This window comes from Methylotenera sp. E1MeOHC1 (assembly GCF_058745595.1).
The window spans coordinates 1,076,785-1,092,052 of the sequence record NZ_CP196025.1; the positions used below are offsets into that span (position 1 = coordinate 1,076,785).

The following is a 15,268-nucleotide window of genomic DNA, read 5'->3' on the forward strand; positions in this document are numbered from 1 at the left end:
CTTTCAACGCTTAATCATCACCTTCAGACATATTTATATTCACTGCACGCGCCGGCACTATTGTTGAAATAGCATGCTTATACACCATTTGCGTCACAGTATTTTTGAGCAGAATCACGTACTGATCAAACGAATCCACCTGCCCTTGCAATTTGATACCATTCACGAGATAAATAGATACAGCAACATGTTCTTTGCGTAGTGCGTTGAGAAATGGGTCTTGTAACATTTGCCCTTTTTGATTCATGATGTCTCCTATTGTTTGGAGTTAAATAAAATTGACTACCTGTCGCTGTTTATAGCCACATACAAATATCTTACTCTCGTTAAGATATAGAACAACCAAATTCGTTCTTTAATTAAAATTAAAATTTAACTTCGTTCATTCTCGCAATGACTTCATCCCTACCAAGCAACGCCATTACCTGATCAATGCTTGGAGATTGCGCAATGCCTGTCAACATCACACGCAACGGCATCGCCACTTTTGGAAACTTCAATTGAAACTCAGTCACCACATCGTTTAAAACATGATGAATAGCCTCTGCCTGCCACTCAACTGTAGCCAAAGCATCCGTCAGCTTCAGCATAGCCGGCTTGATTTCAACTGTTAAATGCTTCTCAGCTGCCGCCTGGTCAATCACTGGTTTTTGGTAAAAGTATGCAATGCTGCTAGCAAGCTCATTTAACGTATGCGCACGCTCTTTGTATAAATCAATGACTGCAGCCAGATTTGGCATTGTGCCAACTTGCACACCCAGCTTAGCAAGGCGCTTGGTCAGATCGTTCACCAGATAGCCCGAATCCGCTTGTTTAATATAATGCGCGTTTAACCAGCGGAGTTTTTCAGTATTAAATTGCGCCGCAGATGGTGTAATGTGGTCTAGATCAAACCACTCGCAGAACTGCTGCATACTAAAGATCTCTTCATCACCATGACTCCAACCCAAACGTGCTAAATAATTCAGCACAGCTTCTGGCAGGTAACCATCATCATCGTACTGCATCACACTGACAGCACCATGACGCTTAGATAGCTTCTGGCCATCATCACCTAAAATCATGGACAAATGCGCATATTGTGGAATGGTTGCACCAAGTGCCATTAGCATATTGATTTGGCGTGGCGTGTTATTCACGTGGTCATCACCACGAATCACTTGCGTGATGCCCATCTCCCAGTCATCCACTACCACACAGAAGTTATAAGTGGGGGTACCATCAGCACGCGCAATGATTAAATCATCCAACTCCTGATTGGCAATACTGATTTCGCCTTTGACTAAATCATTCCATACCACAGAACCATCTTTTGGGTTTTTGAAGCGAATGACCGGCGGAACACCTTGTGGTGGCGCAGGCAACACTTTACCTTCTTCTGGGCGCCAACGACCATCATAACGTGGCTTAACACCTTGCTGCATCTGCGCTTCACGCAGGGCTTCCAGCTCATCTTTACTGCAATAGCAATAGTAGGCACTACCTGCTGCCAGCATAGCTTGAATCACTTCTTTGTAGCGATCCATACGCTGCATCTGATAAAAAGGGCCTTCGTCATGATGCAAGCCTAACCATTGCATACCATCCAGAATTGCCTGTACCGCTTCCGGCGTACTGCGAGCAACGTCAGTATCTTCAATTCGCAGAATAAAATCACCTTTGTGCTTTTTAGCAAAGGCCCACGAGAACAAAGCGGTACGAGCACCGCCTATATGAAGGAATCCGGTTGGACTGGGGGCAAAACGTGTGCGAACTGTCATATCTGTTGAATTTTTTACGATCTATATTGTTAGGCTGACATTTTATCACGCTCACATAAAGTCTAAAAAATTAAAAACAGATTAATACACAATCTCTATACATCATTGCTAGCAGCATGATGACTGGTGCAATGGCGAATAGCGCTTGGATTAAGAAAACAATCTGGCATACTACTTGCTTTTCAGACTATACCTAGTGAAAGAATATAGCTAAAAATGGAATTTCTCCACAATCTGTTCAAGAGCGCAGCCACACCTAAGATGAAAACATCTATGGCTTGGATGCATCAAATCAAGGGCATGGATGATATCTCTGCCATTGAATTTGCGACAGCAAAATTAGGAGATGAATTTAAAACCAATGCATTTAGCGACCCTACTAATCTAGAAGCACTTTTCACCATCGACGAAAATACACACATTGCTGTCGAAAGAATCACAACGCATTTCATCCACATTGAGCATATCAGCGCAGAATTAGAAGAGCGCGTAACGAATGCTGTCTTTTTTTACCACCGCCAGCTTTTCTTGATTTACTTTTCATTGATTGATAATTTTTCTGATCAATACCAAAAACATATTCATGTTTTTTTAGCGCGTGCAATCAGAAATGCAACGCAAATGATTAAATGGCGTTATTACAACTACCAAAGCGCGCCGGCTAATGTTTGGACACAGATATCACAACTATACTTATTAGCCGAAAATCTATCTCTACTCAACGCAAAAATTCAGCCCTACGCTGAGCTTGAGCCAATCTCACTGTCTAATGCTTACATTCACGTATGCATGCTGGGCACACTAGAAAGCTTAAGCTTAAAATGTGAACAAATTGAGTTCGTGAGCAAAATGCTGATGATGTGGACATCCAAAACAACGGTAGACCGTGTGTTTGATCAGAGTCAGCATTTATTTTACGTAGACACTACCGGTAACAAACCGGCTAAACGTATTCGTACTTTTAAACCAGCTAGCACATATCGTTACTGGAACTTGGATAGTGTAATTTCCAAAATAGAGCTTTGCATCTCACTAATTGAGTTCAATATTTCACCAAAACAGCCTTTTATGAAAGAGCTAATTTCGCACAAGGATGCCTCCACCACTTTTGAAATATTAAACAGCGAGTGGTCTCGCGTTGATTACAACCGTCAACGCAGGTTGGAAGAGCGAAACAAAAACGTATCTCAAGCGACTACCAGCCTGGGCTTCAAAGAGGTATGTGATCAAATCAAGCAATATGAAAATATCAAGATGCAGCGTGGAGAGCGTGGCTACCAAGGTGAAAAGTCATTTGAAGAAAGATTGGCAACGCACAATATCAATCGGAGTGAGCCTAATATCATTCACATGAACATAAGCAGTGAGCGCTCCAGTATTATTGATGAGTCTAGCAAAGGCTTAGGCTTACATGTGAGCAGACATGCACATGACGTAAGTGTAGGAATGTTAATTGGCATATCTACTAAAGAACTCAGAAACAATACCAAATTAGGGATTATCAAGAATATCCGGCCAATTGCGCAAGGCGAGTTGCACCTAGGGGTTGAACTACTTAGTAATATTGGATTTTATTCTCAAGCGGAAAATATAAGCCTAAGAACGCCTAAGGTCGCTATATCAATAGGCGCGCATGAAAATAAAGACAATTATTTTGCCAACACCGTATTTGCCAATACTACTAGTTTTTTAGATAGCAGTTTTGGCACCGACCCAAGCAACTTTATGTGTTTATACTTACCTAAAGAACAATCACTGACCAAGCAAGAATCGCTGATTATTCCTAAGCTGCAATACAATAAAAACGACATCTTCAAAGTACTGATATTAGGTGAAGAAATATTAGTTAGATTTACAAAATCGTTTGAGCGTCACGGCAACTGGGTGCGTGTAACGTTTACCACCGACATTAACCAGTAAACATCACACACGACCCATATACGTTACCACTATTTCGTAGGCTCAGCCTCCCAGCCCCCGCCTAGCACTTTAAACAAATCTACCGTTGCAACTAACCTTGCCTGACGTGCCTGTACAAAAGCTAGGCTAGCTTCATTATAGGTACGCTGCGCATCTAACACTTCAATATAAGCGGAGTAGCCTGACTGGTATCTGTTCTCTGACAAAGTCAGCATTTTCTGCGCTGAAGTTTGACTAGTCAGCAAAGACTGCTCACGTTCTGTTTGCTGACGCAAGCTTACCAATGCATCATTTACCTCGGTAAATGCGGTTTGAATCGTACGCTCATAAGTGGCAAGCGTCTTTTTCTGTTTAGCAGCTTCCTGATCAACCCTAGCATCGAGCCTGCCGCCATTAAAGATTGGTAAACTCAAACTAAGCCCGCCAGTCCAAATACGCGCTGCAGAGCTTAAGATGTCTTTCAACTCAAGGCTCTCTCCACCCCAGTTTGCGGTCAGTGAAATGCTTGGGTATAACGCTGCTTTTGCTACGGCAATATTTGCATTGGCAGCAATCATTTGTTGCTCTGCCTGACGCACGTCAGGACGTGACTCCAATAAACTTGAAGGCAACCCGAGTGGCGGAATCGGTGGAACCGGTAACGCCATAATGTCGGATTTAGTTTGCCCTAACCCACGTACCGCTAAATCCAAGTCTCCGGTCAATAGCGCTAATTGGTTCAAGCTTAAAGACTGCAAGCGTTTTAAATCTGCAATTTGCGCACGTAAATTAGTGTTAGCGACCTCAGCTTGATATACATCTAACGCCGAAACAATACCGCCCTCTAAACGACGCTTGGTGAGCGCAAGGCTAGCATCGCGGCTAACCAAGTTTTGCTCTGCAATCTGGATTTGCTTTTCCAAGCTACGCAACGTCAAATACTGGCTAGCAACCAAGCCAGTGAGTGACAGTGTCACGGTATCTTTAGCATAGCGGCTAGATAATGCTGACGCACGTGCTGACTCTTTAGCACGGCCCAACTTACCCCAGAAATCCAGCTCAAAAGTCGTCCCCAGCTTAATATTGAAATTATTACGTGGGTTAGCTGAAAATACAGGGAAAGCACCAGCCTCAGTCACACGAGAGCGAGTACCAGCCGCATCCAGATTAACCGACGGAATCAAGAAAGTACCAGCTTCCTTCATCACTGCATCGGCCTGCTCAATGTTAGCAACCGCTACTTTGATATCCGTATTATGCTTTAACGCACTGGCAATCAACGTGTTCAATGTTTCGTCTTGATACAGCGCCCACCAATCTTTTGCAATATGGCTTTGCGCTGCATTTTGGCTCAACTCCACATAACGATCCGGCGTCTCGACCTTTGGTCTTAGGTAGTCTGGCCAAACCATCGTTTGGCATCCAGACAACACTAAGCTACCTACAAGATAAAAAACTGGTTTTATTAAATATTTATTTTTATTTTGTTTCATACCGCACCTTTATTCTCAGTATTTACTGAAGTCTCAACTACTGGCGCATCGTCAGGCACTTCATGGTGTTTTCTATGTACATTTTTATTACTCAACCATGTAAAGAAGAGTGGAATAAAAATCGTAGCTACAAAAGTCGCTAACAACATACCTCCAAACACCCCAGTACCCATTGAGCGCCTTGCCGCTGCACCTGCCCCTGTTGCAATCACTAATGGCACAATACCTAATACAAAAGCCATTGACGTCATCACAATCGGTCTAAAACGCAGTCTTGCAGCTTCAAGCGCAGCTTCAGCAACCGGCATCCCTTCTTCCATTTTTTGGCTTGCAAACTCTACAATCAAAATCGCATTTTTTGCCGCCAAACCAACCAGCGTAATTAAACCGATCTGGAAGTAAATGTCATTTGGCATTCCTCTGAACAGTACGGCTATCAACGCACCAGCCAAAGCAAAAGGCACCGCCATAATCACTGCAAGTGGCAAGGCCCATGTTTCAAACTGTGCAGCCAAAATCAAGAACACCATGATAATGGCAAAACCAAACGCAATTACCGCAGCTGAGCCTGTACGTTTCTCTTGATACGCCTGTCCAGTCCATGCAATTTGGTAACCATCTGGCAAGTTCTGTGCGGCAATTTTTTCAACCATCTTAATGGCATCACCTGAACTCACACCCAATGCACCTTTACCTAGCACTTTAGCTGACAGCAAGCCGTTATAGCGCTCTAATTGCTCAGCACCTACAATATCTTTCACTTTGCTCAGTGCTGACAATGGCACCATGAGGCCTTTATCAGACCGCACGTAAACCTTACCTAAATCTTCAGCCTTCATACGGTAGTCAGCTTCAGCCTGCAATTGCACCCGATAAGTACGACCAGATTTATTGAAGTCATTCACGTACAAGGAACCCATAGTGCTTTGTAATGTATCGTAAATACTAGATACCGGCACACCTTGCGACAGGGCCTTGGCTTCATCCACCTCTAAAAACAACTGTGGCACAGTTGGTCGGAAGAAGGTGTTGATTTCAGTTAACCTAGGCTCTTGCTTAAGCGCATCGATCAAATTATTTACCACAGCAGACAAACGTGCAGGATCAGAGTCGCCGCGTGTCTGAACATACAGTTCAAAACCGCCAGAACTGCCCAAGCCACGAATCGCCGGTGGATTAAATGCAATCGCCATGCCATCCGGCTGCTGCATGCCAATACCAAACAGTTTTTTCACAATATCATCAGCTGTAGTTTTACGCTCTGACCAATCTTTCAGACGCACAAACATGGTCGCTGCACTGGTTTTATTACCGCCACCAATCAAGTCAAAACCATTCACAGCAAACTCATGCGCTACCGCAGGGTCTTGCGCAATTGCAGCGCGCACATTTTCAGTGGTTTTACTGGTACGGCTCAACGTTGCACCGTCTGGCATAATCACAGCAGAAATCACATAACCTTGATCTTCTGGTGGTACAAAGCTACCAGGGATTACTCTCAACAATACAACCACGACAGCAATGATTGCCGCAAACACAAACGTACCGATGATTCTATGATGCAAGGTTAAATTCACAACCCCTGTATATACATGCGTGATACGTGTAAACATACGGTTAAATGCTTTAAAGAACGCAGATTCGCCGTGTGTTTTCTTTAATAATATTGCGCACAACGCTGGGGTTAGGGTTAGTGCAACTACCCCTGAAATCACAACAGCCACCGCAACGGTCACAGCAAACTGCTTATACATTTCACCGGCAATACCGCCTAAGAATGCAACTGGCACAAACACAGCACACAGCACTAGCACAATCGCAACGACCGCCGCTGACACTTGCTCCATAGATTTAACCGCAGCTTTAATCGCTGACAGCTTCTCTTCTTCCATCAAACGTTCTACGTTCTCTAACACAACGATAGCATCGTCCACCACAATCCCGATAGAAAGCACCATCGCAAACAATGTGAGCGTGTTGATAGAGAAGCCAAATATCCATAAACCGGCAAAAGTACCAATTAAAGAAATAGGCACCGCAATCATAGGAATCAATGTCGCACGGAAGCTTTGCAAGAATAAGAAAACCACAAGCACCACAAGCACCATCGCTTCGCCCAGTGTTTTCAACACCTCTAAAATAGAAGCTTTTACGAAGTCACTGGTATCGTATGGCACTTCCCAATCAATTCCCTCTGGGAAGCGCACTTTCAACTCTGCCATTTTCGCTTTAACCGCAGCCGCTGTATCCAACGCATTAGCACCGGTTTGCAAGAAAATAGGAATACCTACACCAGGCATACCATCTAACGCAGTACGTACGTTGTAGCTTTGTGAGCCCAACTCAATACGTGCAACATCTTTTAAATGCAGCACGCCGCGCTGACCATTCGCGCGAATAATAATGTTGCCAAATTCTGATGGGTCAATTAATCGGCCTTTAGCAGTAACTGTGTACACCAGCTGCTGATCAGATGGGGCTGGGTCTTGACCAATTTTACCTGCAGCATATTGTGCATTTTGTGCACGAATCGCATTAGCAATATCCGTCGTAGTTACCCCTAATTGCGCCATACGGTCAGGGCGCAACCAAATACGCATTGAGTAATCTTGCGCGCCAAAAATAACAGAATCACCCACGCCTTTAATACGCTTAATCTCATCCAGCACATTCAAGGTAGCGTAATTACTTAAAAACAGCGTGTCATACTTTTTCTGCTTATCGGTCAACATCACAACCAACAAAATATCGTTTGATCGTTTTTGCACGACTAAGCCGGTACGCCTCACTTCATCAGGCAAGCGTGGCAAAGCAATATTCACACGGTTACTTACGTTAAATGTGGCTTGGTCAACATTAGTGCCAACTTCAAACGTAGCAGTAATCGTTAATGTGCCACTAGAGTCGGCACTGGAGTTGAAATACAGCAAGCCTTCAACGCCACTCAACTGCTCCTCAATCGGGGCAGCCACTGTTTTAGAAAGCGTATCCGCACTTGCACCAGGGTAAGTTGCTGTAATTAATACGGTAGGTGGCGCAATTTGCGGGTACTGTGCAATCGGTAATTTAAAGGCGGCAGCTAAGCCCGCCAATACGATAATGATAGACAGTACACTTGCAAAAATAGGCCGTGTAATAAAAAATTTACTCATAAGGATTCTCGATTAAGCCTGACGATTTAGCATTGGGTGATGAACTTATTTTGCTGAACCAGTTGATTCATGTTTTGCTGATGCTGCAGCAGCATCAGTCTCACCCACAGGATGCGGCGCTACAATTGCACCAGGGCGTAGCTTAATAATATTGTCGGTAATCACTTTATCACCAGTCTCCAAGCCACTTAAGATGACCCAGTTTTTACCAACCCAATTACCTGCAACTACCGGCTTAACTACCACTTCATTTTTATCATTGGCTACAAACACAAACTTGCCCTGATCACTATTTAATACTGAGGTCTGTGGTACTACAAACACACCATCTTTTTGCCCAGTGATTACTCTGATTCTGGCAAACTGGCCTGGCAACAAGCGTTTATCAGCATTATCAAAAGTTGCGCGCAATTGTTGTGTACCTAATTGCGGATCAATGCCACTTGCAGCAAAGTTGAGCTGACCTGATTTTGAATACTCTTCACCATTAGGCAGTACCAACCTTACCTCTTTTACACTTTTCTGCGTCAATGGGCCGCCCAATTGCGCCAATTCTGCATCAGACAAACTAAAGCGTACCCAGATTGGACTAATCTGACTTACAGTACTTAATAAACTAGTATTGGCACTCACCAATGCACCTTCTGATAACTCGAACCTACCCGCCACACCAGACAAAGGCGATGTCACAGTGGTATAAGATAAATTCAACTCTGCCTCACGCACGGCTGCTTCATATTGCGCCAAACTCGCTGTTGCCAATGCATTATCAGAGTTAGCATTATCCGCTTCACGCTGACTCACTGACTGCGTTGCAACCAATGCTTGCAAACGCTGCGCTTCGCGCTTTGCTTGATCAAACCGTGCTTTTTGTTGTGCTAATTGTGCTTTAGCATTTGCAAGCGCGATTTGATAAGGCACAGGGTCAATTAAAAACATTGCCTGACCTGCTTTTACTGGCTCACCCTCTTCAAACAGTTTTTTAAGCAAAATACCGCCAACACGCGGTCTAATTTCAACTTCTTTTGCGCCTTCAGTTTGCGCTACAGCCTCTGCGCTTAACGGCACACTGCCCGGAGCCATGGTAATTACACCTACTGGCATAGGTGGCATCGCACCTTGCGTCTGCCCACCGTTTTCCTGCTTGCTACATGCTGCCAGCATAGAGCCAACAAGGACGCTAATCAGCGCCAACATCATGCCTGATGTCATCAATGTTCGTTTCGCATGTGCTGCCTGCGCGTTAAACGACTGTATTTGAATATGTTGCTGATTCTGACTTGCGGTCTTATTTGCCATTTAAAACTCCACGGTTGTTTTTATAACTTGCTAATTATTCTATGTTTTTATTAAAAATAGAAGTCATCTGCTCTTGCTTACATACAGATTTGTATGTATATTATATACAAACAGGAATGTATGTAAAGCCTAATTGATTTAAAATACGCAAAAATTGAAGTTGTATTAGTGAGATTAAACATGGTCAGAAAAACCAAAGAAGATGCAGAACTTACTCGCCAAAAGATAGTAGATGCGGCTCGTGTAGTGTTTCTTGCACGTGGAGTAAGTAAATCAACCTTGGAGCATATCGCCTCACAAGCAGACGTCACCCGTGGCGCCGTTTACTGGCATTTTAAGAACAAAACAGAGATCTTTCATGCCATTCGTGAGCAAGTGTTTTTACCACTGATTGATCGCATGGACGACACGCTGGCAATATCCGCGGACAACTCACAAAATCCGTTAGATCAAATTGAAGCGAGTATGTGTCACACTATACAAGAGCTAAATGACAATATTGAGATGCGAGAAATCTACGAAATCATGATGATTAAATGCGAATATGTCGATGAGTTTGCATTAGTGCTGCATCAAATCATGAACAACTGCTCTAGCTTAATAGAAAAAATTGAAGGTGCATACGAGCGAGCGCAGTCACAAAACCTGTTAGCAACTACACTCACACCACGCGCACTCGCCTTGGATACCCACTTGTTTTTTGGTGGATTACTGCACATGTGGGTAAAAGATGCTGATGGCAGCAAATTCAGGTACCAAGCAGTTGACCTGATTAAATCACACATCAAATTACGTAGAAAATAGATAGTAGAAATAAATCTTGTAGATCAGTTACTGTAGAGATACCATACGCAGATATTAAGCGTTGGAGGGCATTGTGGCTATTTATACTGGTGAAATTTACGGTAAACAAACCGCAAGCAAGTTTGTGATGTACAACGTGCTAAAAGTGAGTAAGCAAGTTGTTACCCTACAAAATATAGATAACCCACTAAGCCTGTTTGAAACCACTGAGCAAAAACTCAACGCCTCAGGCTATATCCGTGTTAGCCAAACGCCATTTATCGACCTAGAATCAACTACCCAGAAACGTCGTAAAGCCGCAAAAAAACCAATGCGCTGCCCGCTTACATTTGACTTCTTAGAGGAGCGTGCTGACAGTGAACGTCCTGCACCTATCATGCAGGACTTATTTAGCTAATATATAAGCTTTTATTAGCTACGTGGTGGACCGCCACGCAAATCATGCCCATCAGCGCTATAAATTTCCACTTCGACAAAATCACCCGGTGTTAAGCCTTCAGCATCTTCAAGGTACACCACGCCATCAATCTCTGGCGCATCCGCTTTAGTGCGGCCAATCGCCTCGATATTACCTTCAACATCGGTCACAATTTCATCAACTAATACTGTTTGAATGCTACCAATTTTGGCATGTACTTTCGCCGCACTAATACGTTCCTGCACTTCCATAAAACGGCTTAAGCGCTCTTGTTTAACTTCTTCCGGCACTTGATCCGGCAAGGCATTGGCTGCCGCACCATCTACTGCTGAATAAGCAAAACAACCTACTCTGTCCAACTGCGCCTCTTCCATAAAGTCTAGCAGTTGTTTAAAGTCATCTTCAGTTTCACCGGGAAAGCCGGCAATGAATGTGCTGCGAATCGTAATGTCTGGGCAGATATCACGCCAGGCTTTAATGCGCGCCAAGTTATTTTCACTGCTTGCCGGACGCTTCATTGCCTTTAATATACGCGGGCTAGCATGCTGGAATGGCACGTCTAGATAAGGCAGAATCAGACCATCCGCCATCAATGGAATCACCTCATCTACATGCGGGTATGGATACACATAATGCAAGCGTGTCCAAACACCAAGCTCACTTAAAGCTTGTGTCAATTCTGTCATACGGGTTTTAACTGGGCGACCATTCCAGAAACCTGGGCGATATTTAACATCAACACCATAAGCTGAAGTATCTTGTGAAATCACTAAAATTTCACTCACACCAGCATTCACTAAATTCTCAGCTTCGTTAAGTACTTCGCCAATTGGGCGGCTGACTAAATCGCCACGCATGCTAGGAATAATACAGAAGCTGCAACGATGATTACAGCCTTCAGAAATTTTAAGGTAAGCGTAATGCTTAGGTGTCAACCTTACGCCTTGTGGCGGCACTAAATCAATAAATGGCTCATGCGGCTTAGGCAGGTTTGCATGTACTGCTGTCATTACTTCTTCCAGCGCATGCGGGCCTGTTACCGCCAATACGCTTGGGTGCGCAGCTTCAACCACACCCTTTTTAGCACCTAAACAGCCGGTAACAATCACTTTACCGTTTTTATTAATTGCTTCACCAATGGCATCCAAAGACTCTTCAACGGCACTATCAATAAAACCACAGGTATTGACTACCACTAAATCTGCTTCGTCATAGCTTCCAGAAATTTCATAGCCTTCCGCCCGTAATTGGGTGAGAATACGCTCTGCGTCTGAGCCTGCTTTAGGGCAGCCTAATGATACAAAGCCTACTTTAGGCGTGGAGTTTTTGCTTGTAGTACTCATTGTCATAAAAACCTATAAATCTTAAAAATTAATTCAAATGTATATTATTGCTATTGCCTGGATGTATGTTGTTGTGCTCATGGCAGCCACTGAAAAATCAGTCGTTGCAGGTTTACTCACGTTTATATTCTACGGCTTACTGCCCTGCGCCCTGCTACTGTGGCTACTCGGTGTTAAACATCGGCGCCACCAACACAACAAGCAATCAGTGGATGAAATAACCCACCAAGAAGATGGTACCGACCCCCAAAGCGATGAGTAGCACCTGACTTACGGTTGCTTTTAACTCCGTACGTTTATGCAAACTAGGAATTAAATCAGCCACTGCTACATACAGCATACTTGCTGCTGCCAACCCTAAAATATAGGGAACCCAACTCATCACATATTGCAAAGCATAATAAGCAATGAGCCCGCCAACCAAGGTTGCCAAACTAGACACTAAATTAAACACCAGTGCCTGTTTTTTGCTGTAACCCGAGTGTAGCAATATTAAAAAGTCACCCACCTCTTGTGGGATTTCGTGCGAAATAATGGCAAGCGCGGTCACCACGCCTAATTTAACATCCACTAAAAATGCCGCCGCAATTAAGACACCATCCACAAAATTATGGAAAGTATCTCCAATCATAATCATCATGCCACTGCGCCCACTATCGTGGTGGTGTGCATGGCTATGACTGTGCACCTGCGTTAATGATGGCGCTTTTGTTGCAGCCACCGCTTTATACTTCACACCATCTGCTGCAACCTCAGATTGCGGATGCGTTAATGGGCAATCTTCCTCGGTATGAATCGCGTGCACTTCGCAGTGGTCGCCATGACAATGCCGCCAAATCACTAATTTCTCTAGCACAAAAAACAACAGCAACCCAAATAGTAGGGTTGCAGAGATACTTTCTATACTACTCGCTTCATTAAAAGCATGGGGAAGAATTTCTAAAAATACAGCACCTAACATTGCGCCAATAGCATAGCTAACCAGCATAGGAATCCATGCCGTGCGGAGATTGAGTGCAAACAATGCCGCCAAAGATACGCTTAACACCCCGCCAGTAAAGCTAGAGATAATAATCCATGCAAGAATAGGTAACTCGGGAATTGTCATGCAACACTTTTGATCAATAATGAAAGAGCGCTATTATAACTGAGCAGCTATAACATCTGTATCTGATTCCAACCAAATCATACTTGCCATACGCCCAGTGGTGTTATCGCGCCTAAAGGAAAAAAAGCGCGCTTGATCCGTGTAAGTGCAAAAGTCTTCATTAACCCCAGCACCATATATTGCACTCACGCCAATACGGTTAAGGCGTTGCTGTGCAATTAAGTATAAGTTACCCAACCATTTATCGCCTGATGTGGACGACGCTAACAGTTTAAATGCCTGACTCGCCTGATTATCTTTTGCAATAAACTGGTCACGCACATCCTCGCCTACCTCAAAGGCATTGGGGCCAATGGCCGGGCCTAACCACACCAATACTTCGTCAGGCGGCACTTGCATCTTTTGCACAGCGGCTTCAATCACGCCGTCACACAGGCCTCTCCAGCCCGCATGCGCTGCAGCAACGACAGTACCTTTTTTATCGCATAGCAAAACCGGCAAGCAATCGGCCGTCATCGTCACACACACAACATTTGGCTTAGTCGTAAAAGAGGCATCCGCATTTTGCAGACAAGTACTAGTGGCTGCATCAATCACATCTGTGCCATGTACTTGATTTACCCAGACTGGCTCACTGGGTAGATACGAACTTAATAGTTGACGGTTTTTCGCAACAGCAATTGGGTTATCTTGCACATGCGTGCCTAAATTCAGACTGGCGTATGGGGCAACGCTCACACCTCCAGCGCGTGTAGTTTGCAACGCCTTCACATTGTGAGGTGCAGGCCAATTAGGGGTGATTAATGTAATAGGTTCAGCATTAGCCATGGTTACTCCACTCATTTAAAGCTAAACATCTTCCTCATCATCAAAATCTGCATCATCTTCTTCATCGCCATCGTCAAGTAGATCATCATCGTCATACTCATAGTCCTCATCAGCTAGATAAGGCTCCATGCTTAATTCAAAATCTTCTTCATCATCACGCACATCCTCATGACGCATTGCTTCCAATAACACCTTCATGTCGTCAGCAAGCTCAATCTGCCACTCCATAAACTCATTGGTGGCCGGATGCACCAGACCCAGCTTAATTGCATGCAAAGCTTGGCGCTGAAACTGACTGACTGCATCACGCAACGTTTGCGTCATCGCGCGAATCGGCACAATGCCACGGAAACCATAAACTGGATCACCAACCAAAGGCGCCTTGAGATGCTGCATATGCACGCGAATCTGGTGGGTGCGGCCGGTTTCTAAGTTGCAGCGTAAATAAGTTTGTACAGAAAAACGCTCTAATATCTCGTAACGCGTAACGGCAGGTTTACCCATCCGGTTAATCGCCATTTTAGTACGCGAGCGTGGGTCGCGACCCAACGGCTGATCAACCACGCCATTACGCCAGAGTTGGCCCCATACAATGGCGCGATACTCACGCTTTACGGTGCGCGCTTGCAGCTGACGTACCAGATGCGTCTGTGCGTTTAATGTTTTGGCCACCACTAGCAAGCCACTGGTTTCCTTATCTAAACGATGCACAATGCCGGCACGTGGTACATCGTGTAATTGCGGCGCATGAAATAGCAAGGCATTAAGTAAAGTACCTTCCCAATTTCCGGCCGCAGGGTGCACAACCATGCCGGCAGGTTTATTCACAACTAAGATATGGTCATCTTCATACACAATATCCAATGGGATATCTTGCGCAGTGAATGCATAGGTCTCAGGCTTCACTTGCACATCAACCAATACCCTCTCTCCGCCCCAAACTTTGGTTTTTGCCGTACTTGCCTTGCCGTCGACGGTCACCAAACCGGATTTTATCCAAGCCTGCAGTCTTGAGCGTGAGTGCTCAGGAAGTAGCCGCTGCAAAGCAACATCAAGACGCAAGCCGCCCAAATCTGATGAAATTGTGAGGTGAATTAGGTTGTTAAGAGATTGTTGAGTAGCGTCTGTCATCGGTTATAATTGTGAGAAATTCTTAAAGGTGGT

At 44.4% G+C, this 15,268-nt stretch carries 12 protein-coding genes; 3 read left to right on the forward strand and 9 right to left on the reverse strand.

What is annotated here, in order from left to right; translation table 11 throughout:
* Positions 1–10: 10 nt before the first annotated feature.
* Positions 11–247 carry an RNA chaperone Hfq gene (gene hfq, locus ACSSU7_RS04930; protein ID WP_135277501.1) on the reverse strand — a complete coding sequence of 79 codons (237 nt, stop codon included), beginning with the start codon at positions 245–247 and terminating at the stop codon, positions 11–13.
* 118 nt (positions 248–365) lie between these two features.
* Positions 366–1,760 (reverse strand): glutamate--tRNA ligase, encoded by a 1,395-nt coding sequence (gene gltX / locus ACSSU7_RS04935; protein ID WP_492517601.1) that lies wholly within the window; start codon positions 1,758–1,760, stop codon positions 366–368.
* Positions 1,761–1,976: 216 nt separating this feature from the next.
* Here gltX and ACSSU7_RS04940 point away from each other — a divergent pair, with 216 nt between their 5' ends.
* A complete protein-coding gene (locus ACSSU7_RS04940; RefSeq protein WP_492517602.1) occupies positions 1,977–3,680 on the forward strand; it encodes a cyclic-di-GMP receptor FimW-related protein in 1,704 nt (567 codons plus the stop codon).
* 29 nt (positions 3,681–3,709) lie between these two features.
* Here the strand turns inward: ACSSU7_RS04940 and ACSSU7_RS04945 are convergent, their stop codons facing one another.
* The 3 genes from ACSSU7_RS04945 to ACSSU7_RS04955 are packed head-to-tail and all read right to left on the reverse strand — an operon-like array spanning position 3,710 to position 9,603.
* Positions 3,710–5,152, reverse strand: a complete 1,443-nt coding sequence (locus ACSSU7_RS04945; protein ID WP_492517603.1) for an efflux transporter outer membrane subunit — start codon at positions 5,150–5,152, stop codon at positions 3,710–3,712.
* The gene (locus ACSSU7_RS04950; RefSeq protein WP_492517604.1) at positions 5,149–8,304 is read right to left on the reverse strand and encodes an efflux RND transporter permease subunit; all 3,156 of its coding nucleotides are present in this window, start codon (positions 8,302–8,304) and stop codon (positions 5,149–5,151) included. The genes ACSSU7_RS04945 and ACSSU7_RS04950 overlap by 4 nt, the downstream gene beginning before the upstream one ends.
* A gap of 45 nt (positions 8,305–8,349) precedes the next feature.
* Complete coding sequence (locus ACSSU7_RS04955) at positions 8,350–9,603, reverse strand: efflux RND transporter periplasmic adaptor subunit (RefSeq protein WP_492517605.1); 1,254 nt, start codon at positions 9,601–9,603, stop codon at positions 8,350–8,352.
* Between the two features lie 180 nt (positions 9,604–9,783).
* Here ACSSU7_RS04955 and ACSSU7_RS04960 point away from each other — a divergent pair, with 180 nt between their 5' ends.
* Together ACSSU7_RS04960 and ACSSU7_RS04965 are read left to right on the forward strand one after the other, a co-directional pair.
* Positions 9,784–10,407, forward strand: a complete 624-nt coding sequence (locus ACSSU7_RS04960) for a TetR family transcriptional regulator (protein WP_492517606.1) — start codon at positions 9,784–9,786, stop codon at positions 10,405–10,407.
* 73 nt (positions 10,408–10,480) lie between these two features.
* Positions 10,481–10,804 carry a hypothetical protein gene (locus tag ACSSU7_RS04965; RefSeq protein WP_492517607.1) on the forward strand — a complete coding sequence of 108 codons (324 nt, stop codon included), beginning with the start codon at positions 10,481–10,483 and terminating at the stop codon, positions 10,802–10,804.
* A gap of 14 nt (positions 10,805–10,818) precedes the next feature.
* Here the strand turns inward: ACSSU7_RS04965 and rimO are convergent, their stop codons facing one another.
* The 4 genes from rimO to rluD all read right to left on the reverse strand — a co-directional run bounded on the left by rimO (position 10,819) and on the right by rluD (position 15,235).
* Positions 10,819–12,174, reverse strand: coding sequence for a 30S ribosomal protein S12 methylthiotransferase RimO (rimO, locus tag ACSSU7_RS04970; protein WP_492517608.1), 1,356 nt, complete (start codon positions 12,172–12,174; stop codon positions 10,819–10,821).
* 199 nt (positions 12,175–12,373) lie between these two features.
* On the reverse strand, positions 12,374–13,276 hold the full coding sequence (locus ACSSU7_RS04975) for a ZIP family metal transporter (RefSeq protein ID WP_492517609.1): 903 nt from the start codon (positions 13,274–13,276) through the stop codon (positions 12,374–12,376).
* Between the two features lie 33 nt (positions 13,277–13,309).
* Positions 13,310–14,104, reverse strand: coding sequence for a peptidoglycan editing factor PgeF (gene pgeF / locus ACSSU7_RS04980; protein WP_492517610.1), 795 nt, complete (start codon positions 14,102–14,104; stop codon positions 13,310–13,312).
* Positions 14,105–14,125: 21 nt separating this feature from the next.
* Positions 14,126–15,235 (reverse strand): 23S rRNA pseudouridine(1911/1915/1917) synthase RluD, encoded by a 1,110-nt coding sequence (rluD, locus tag ACSSU7_RS04985; protein WP_492517611.1) that lies wholly within the window; start codon positions 15,233–15,235, stop codon positions 14,126–14,128.
* Positions 15,236–15,268: the final 33 nt, after the last annotated feature.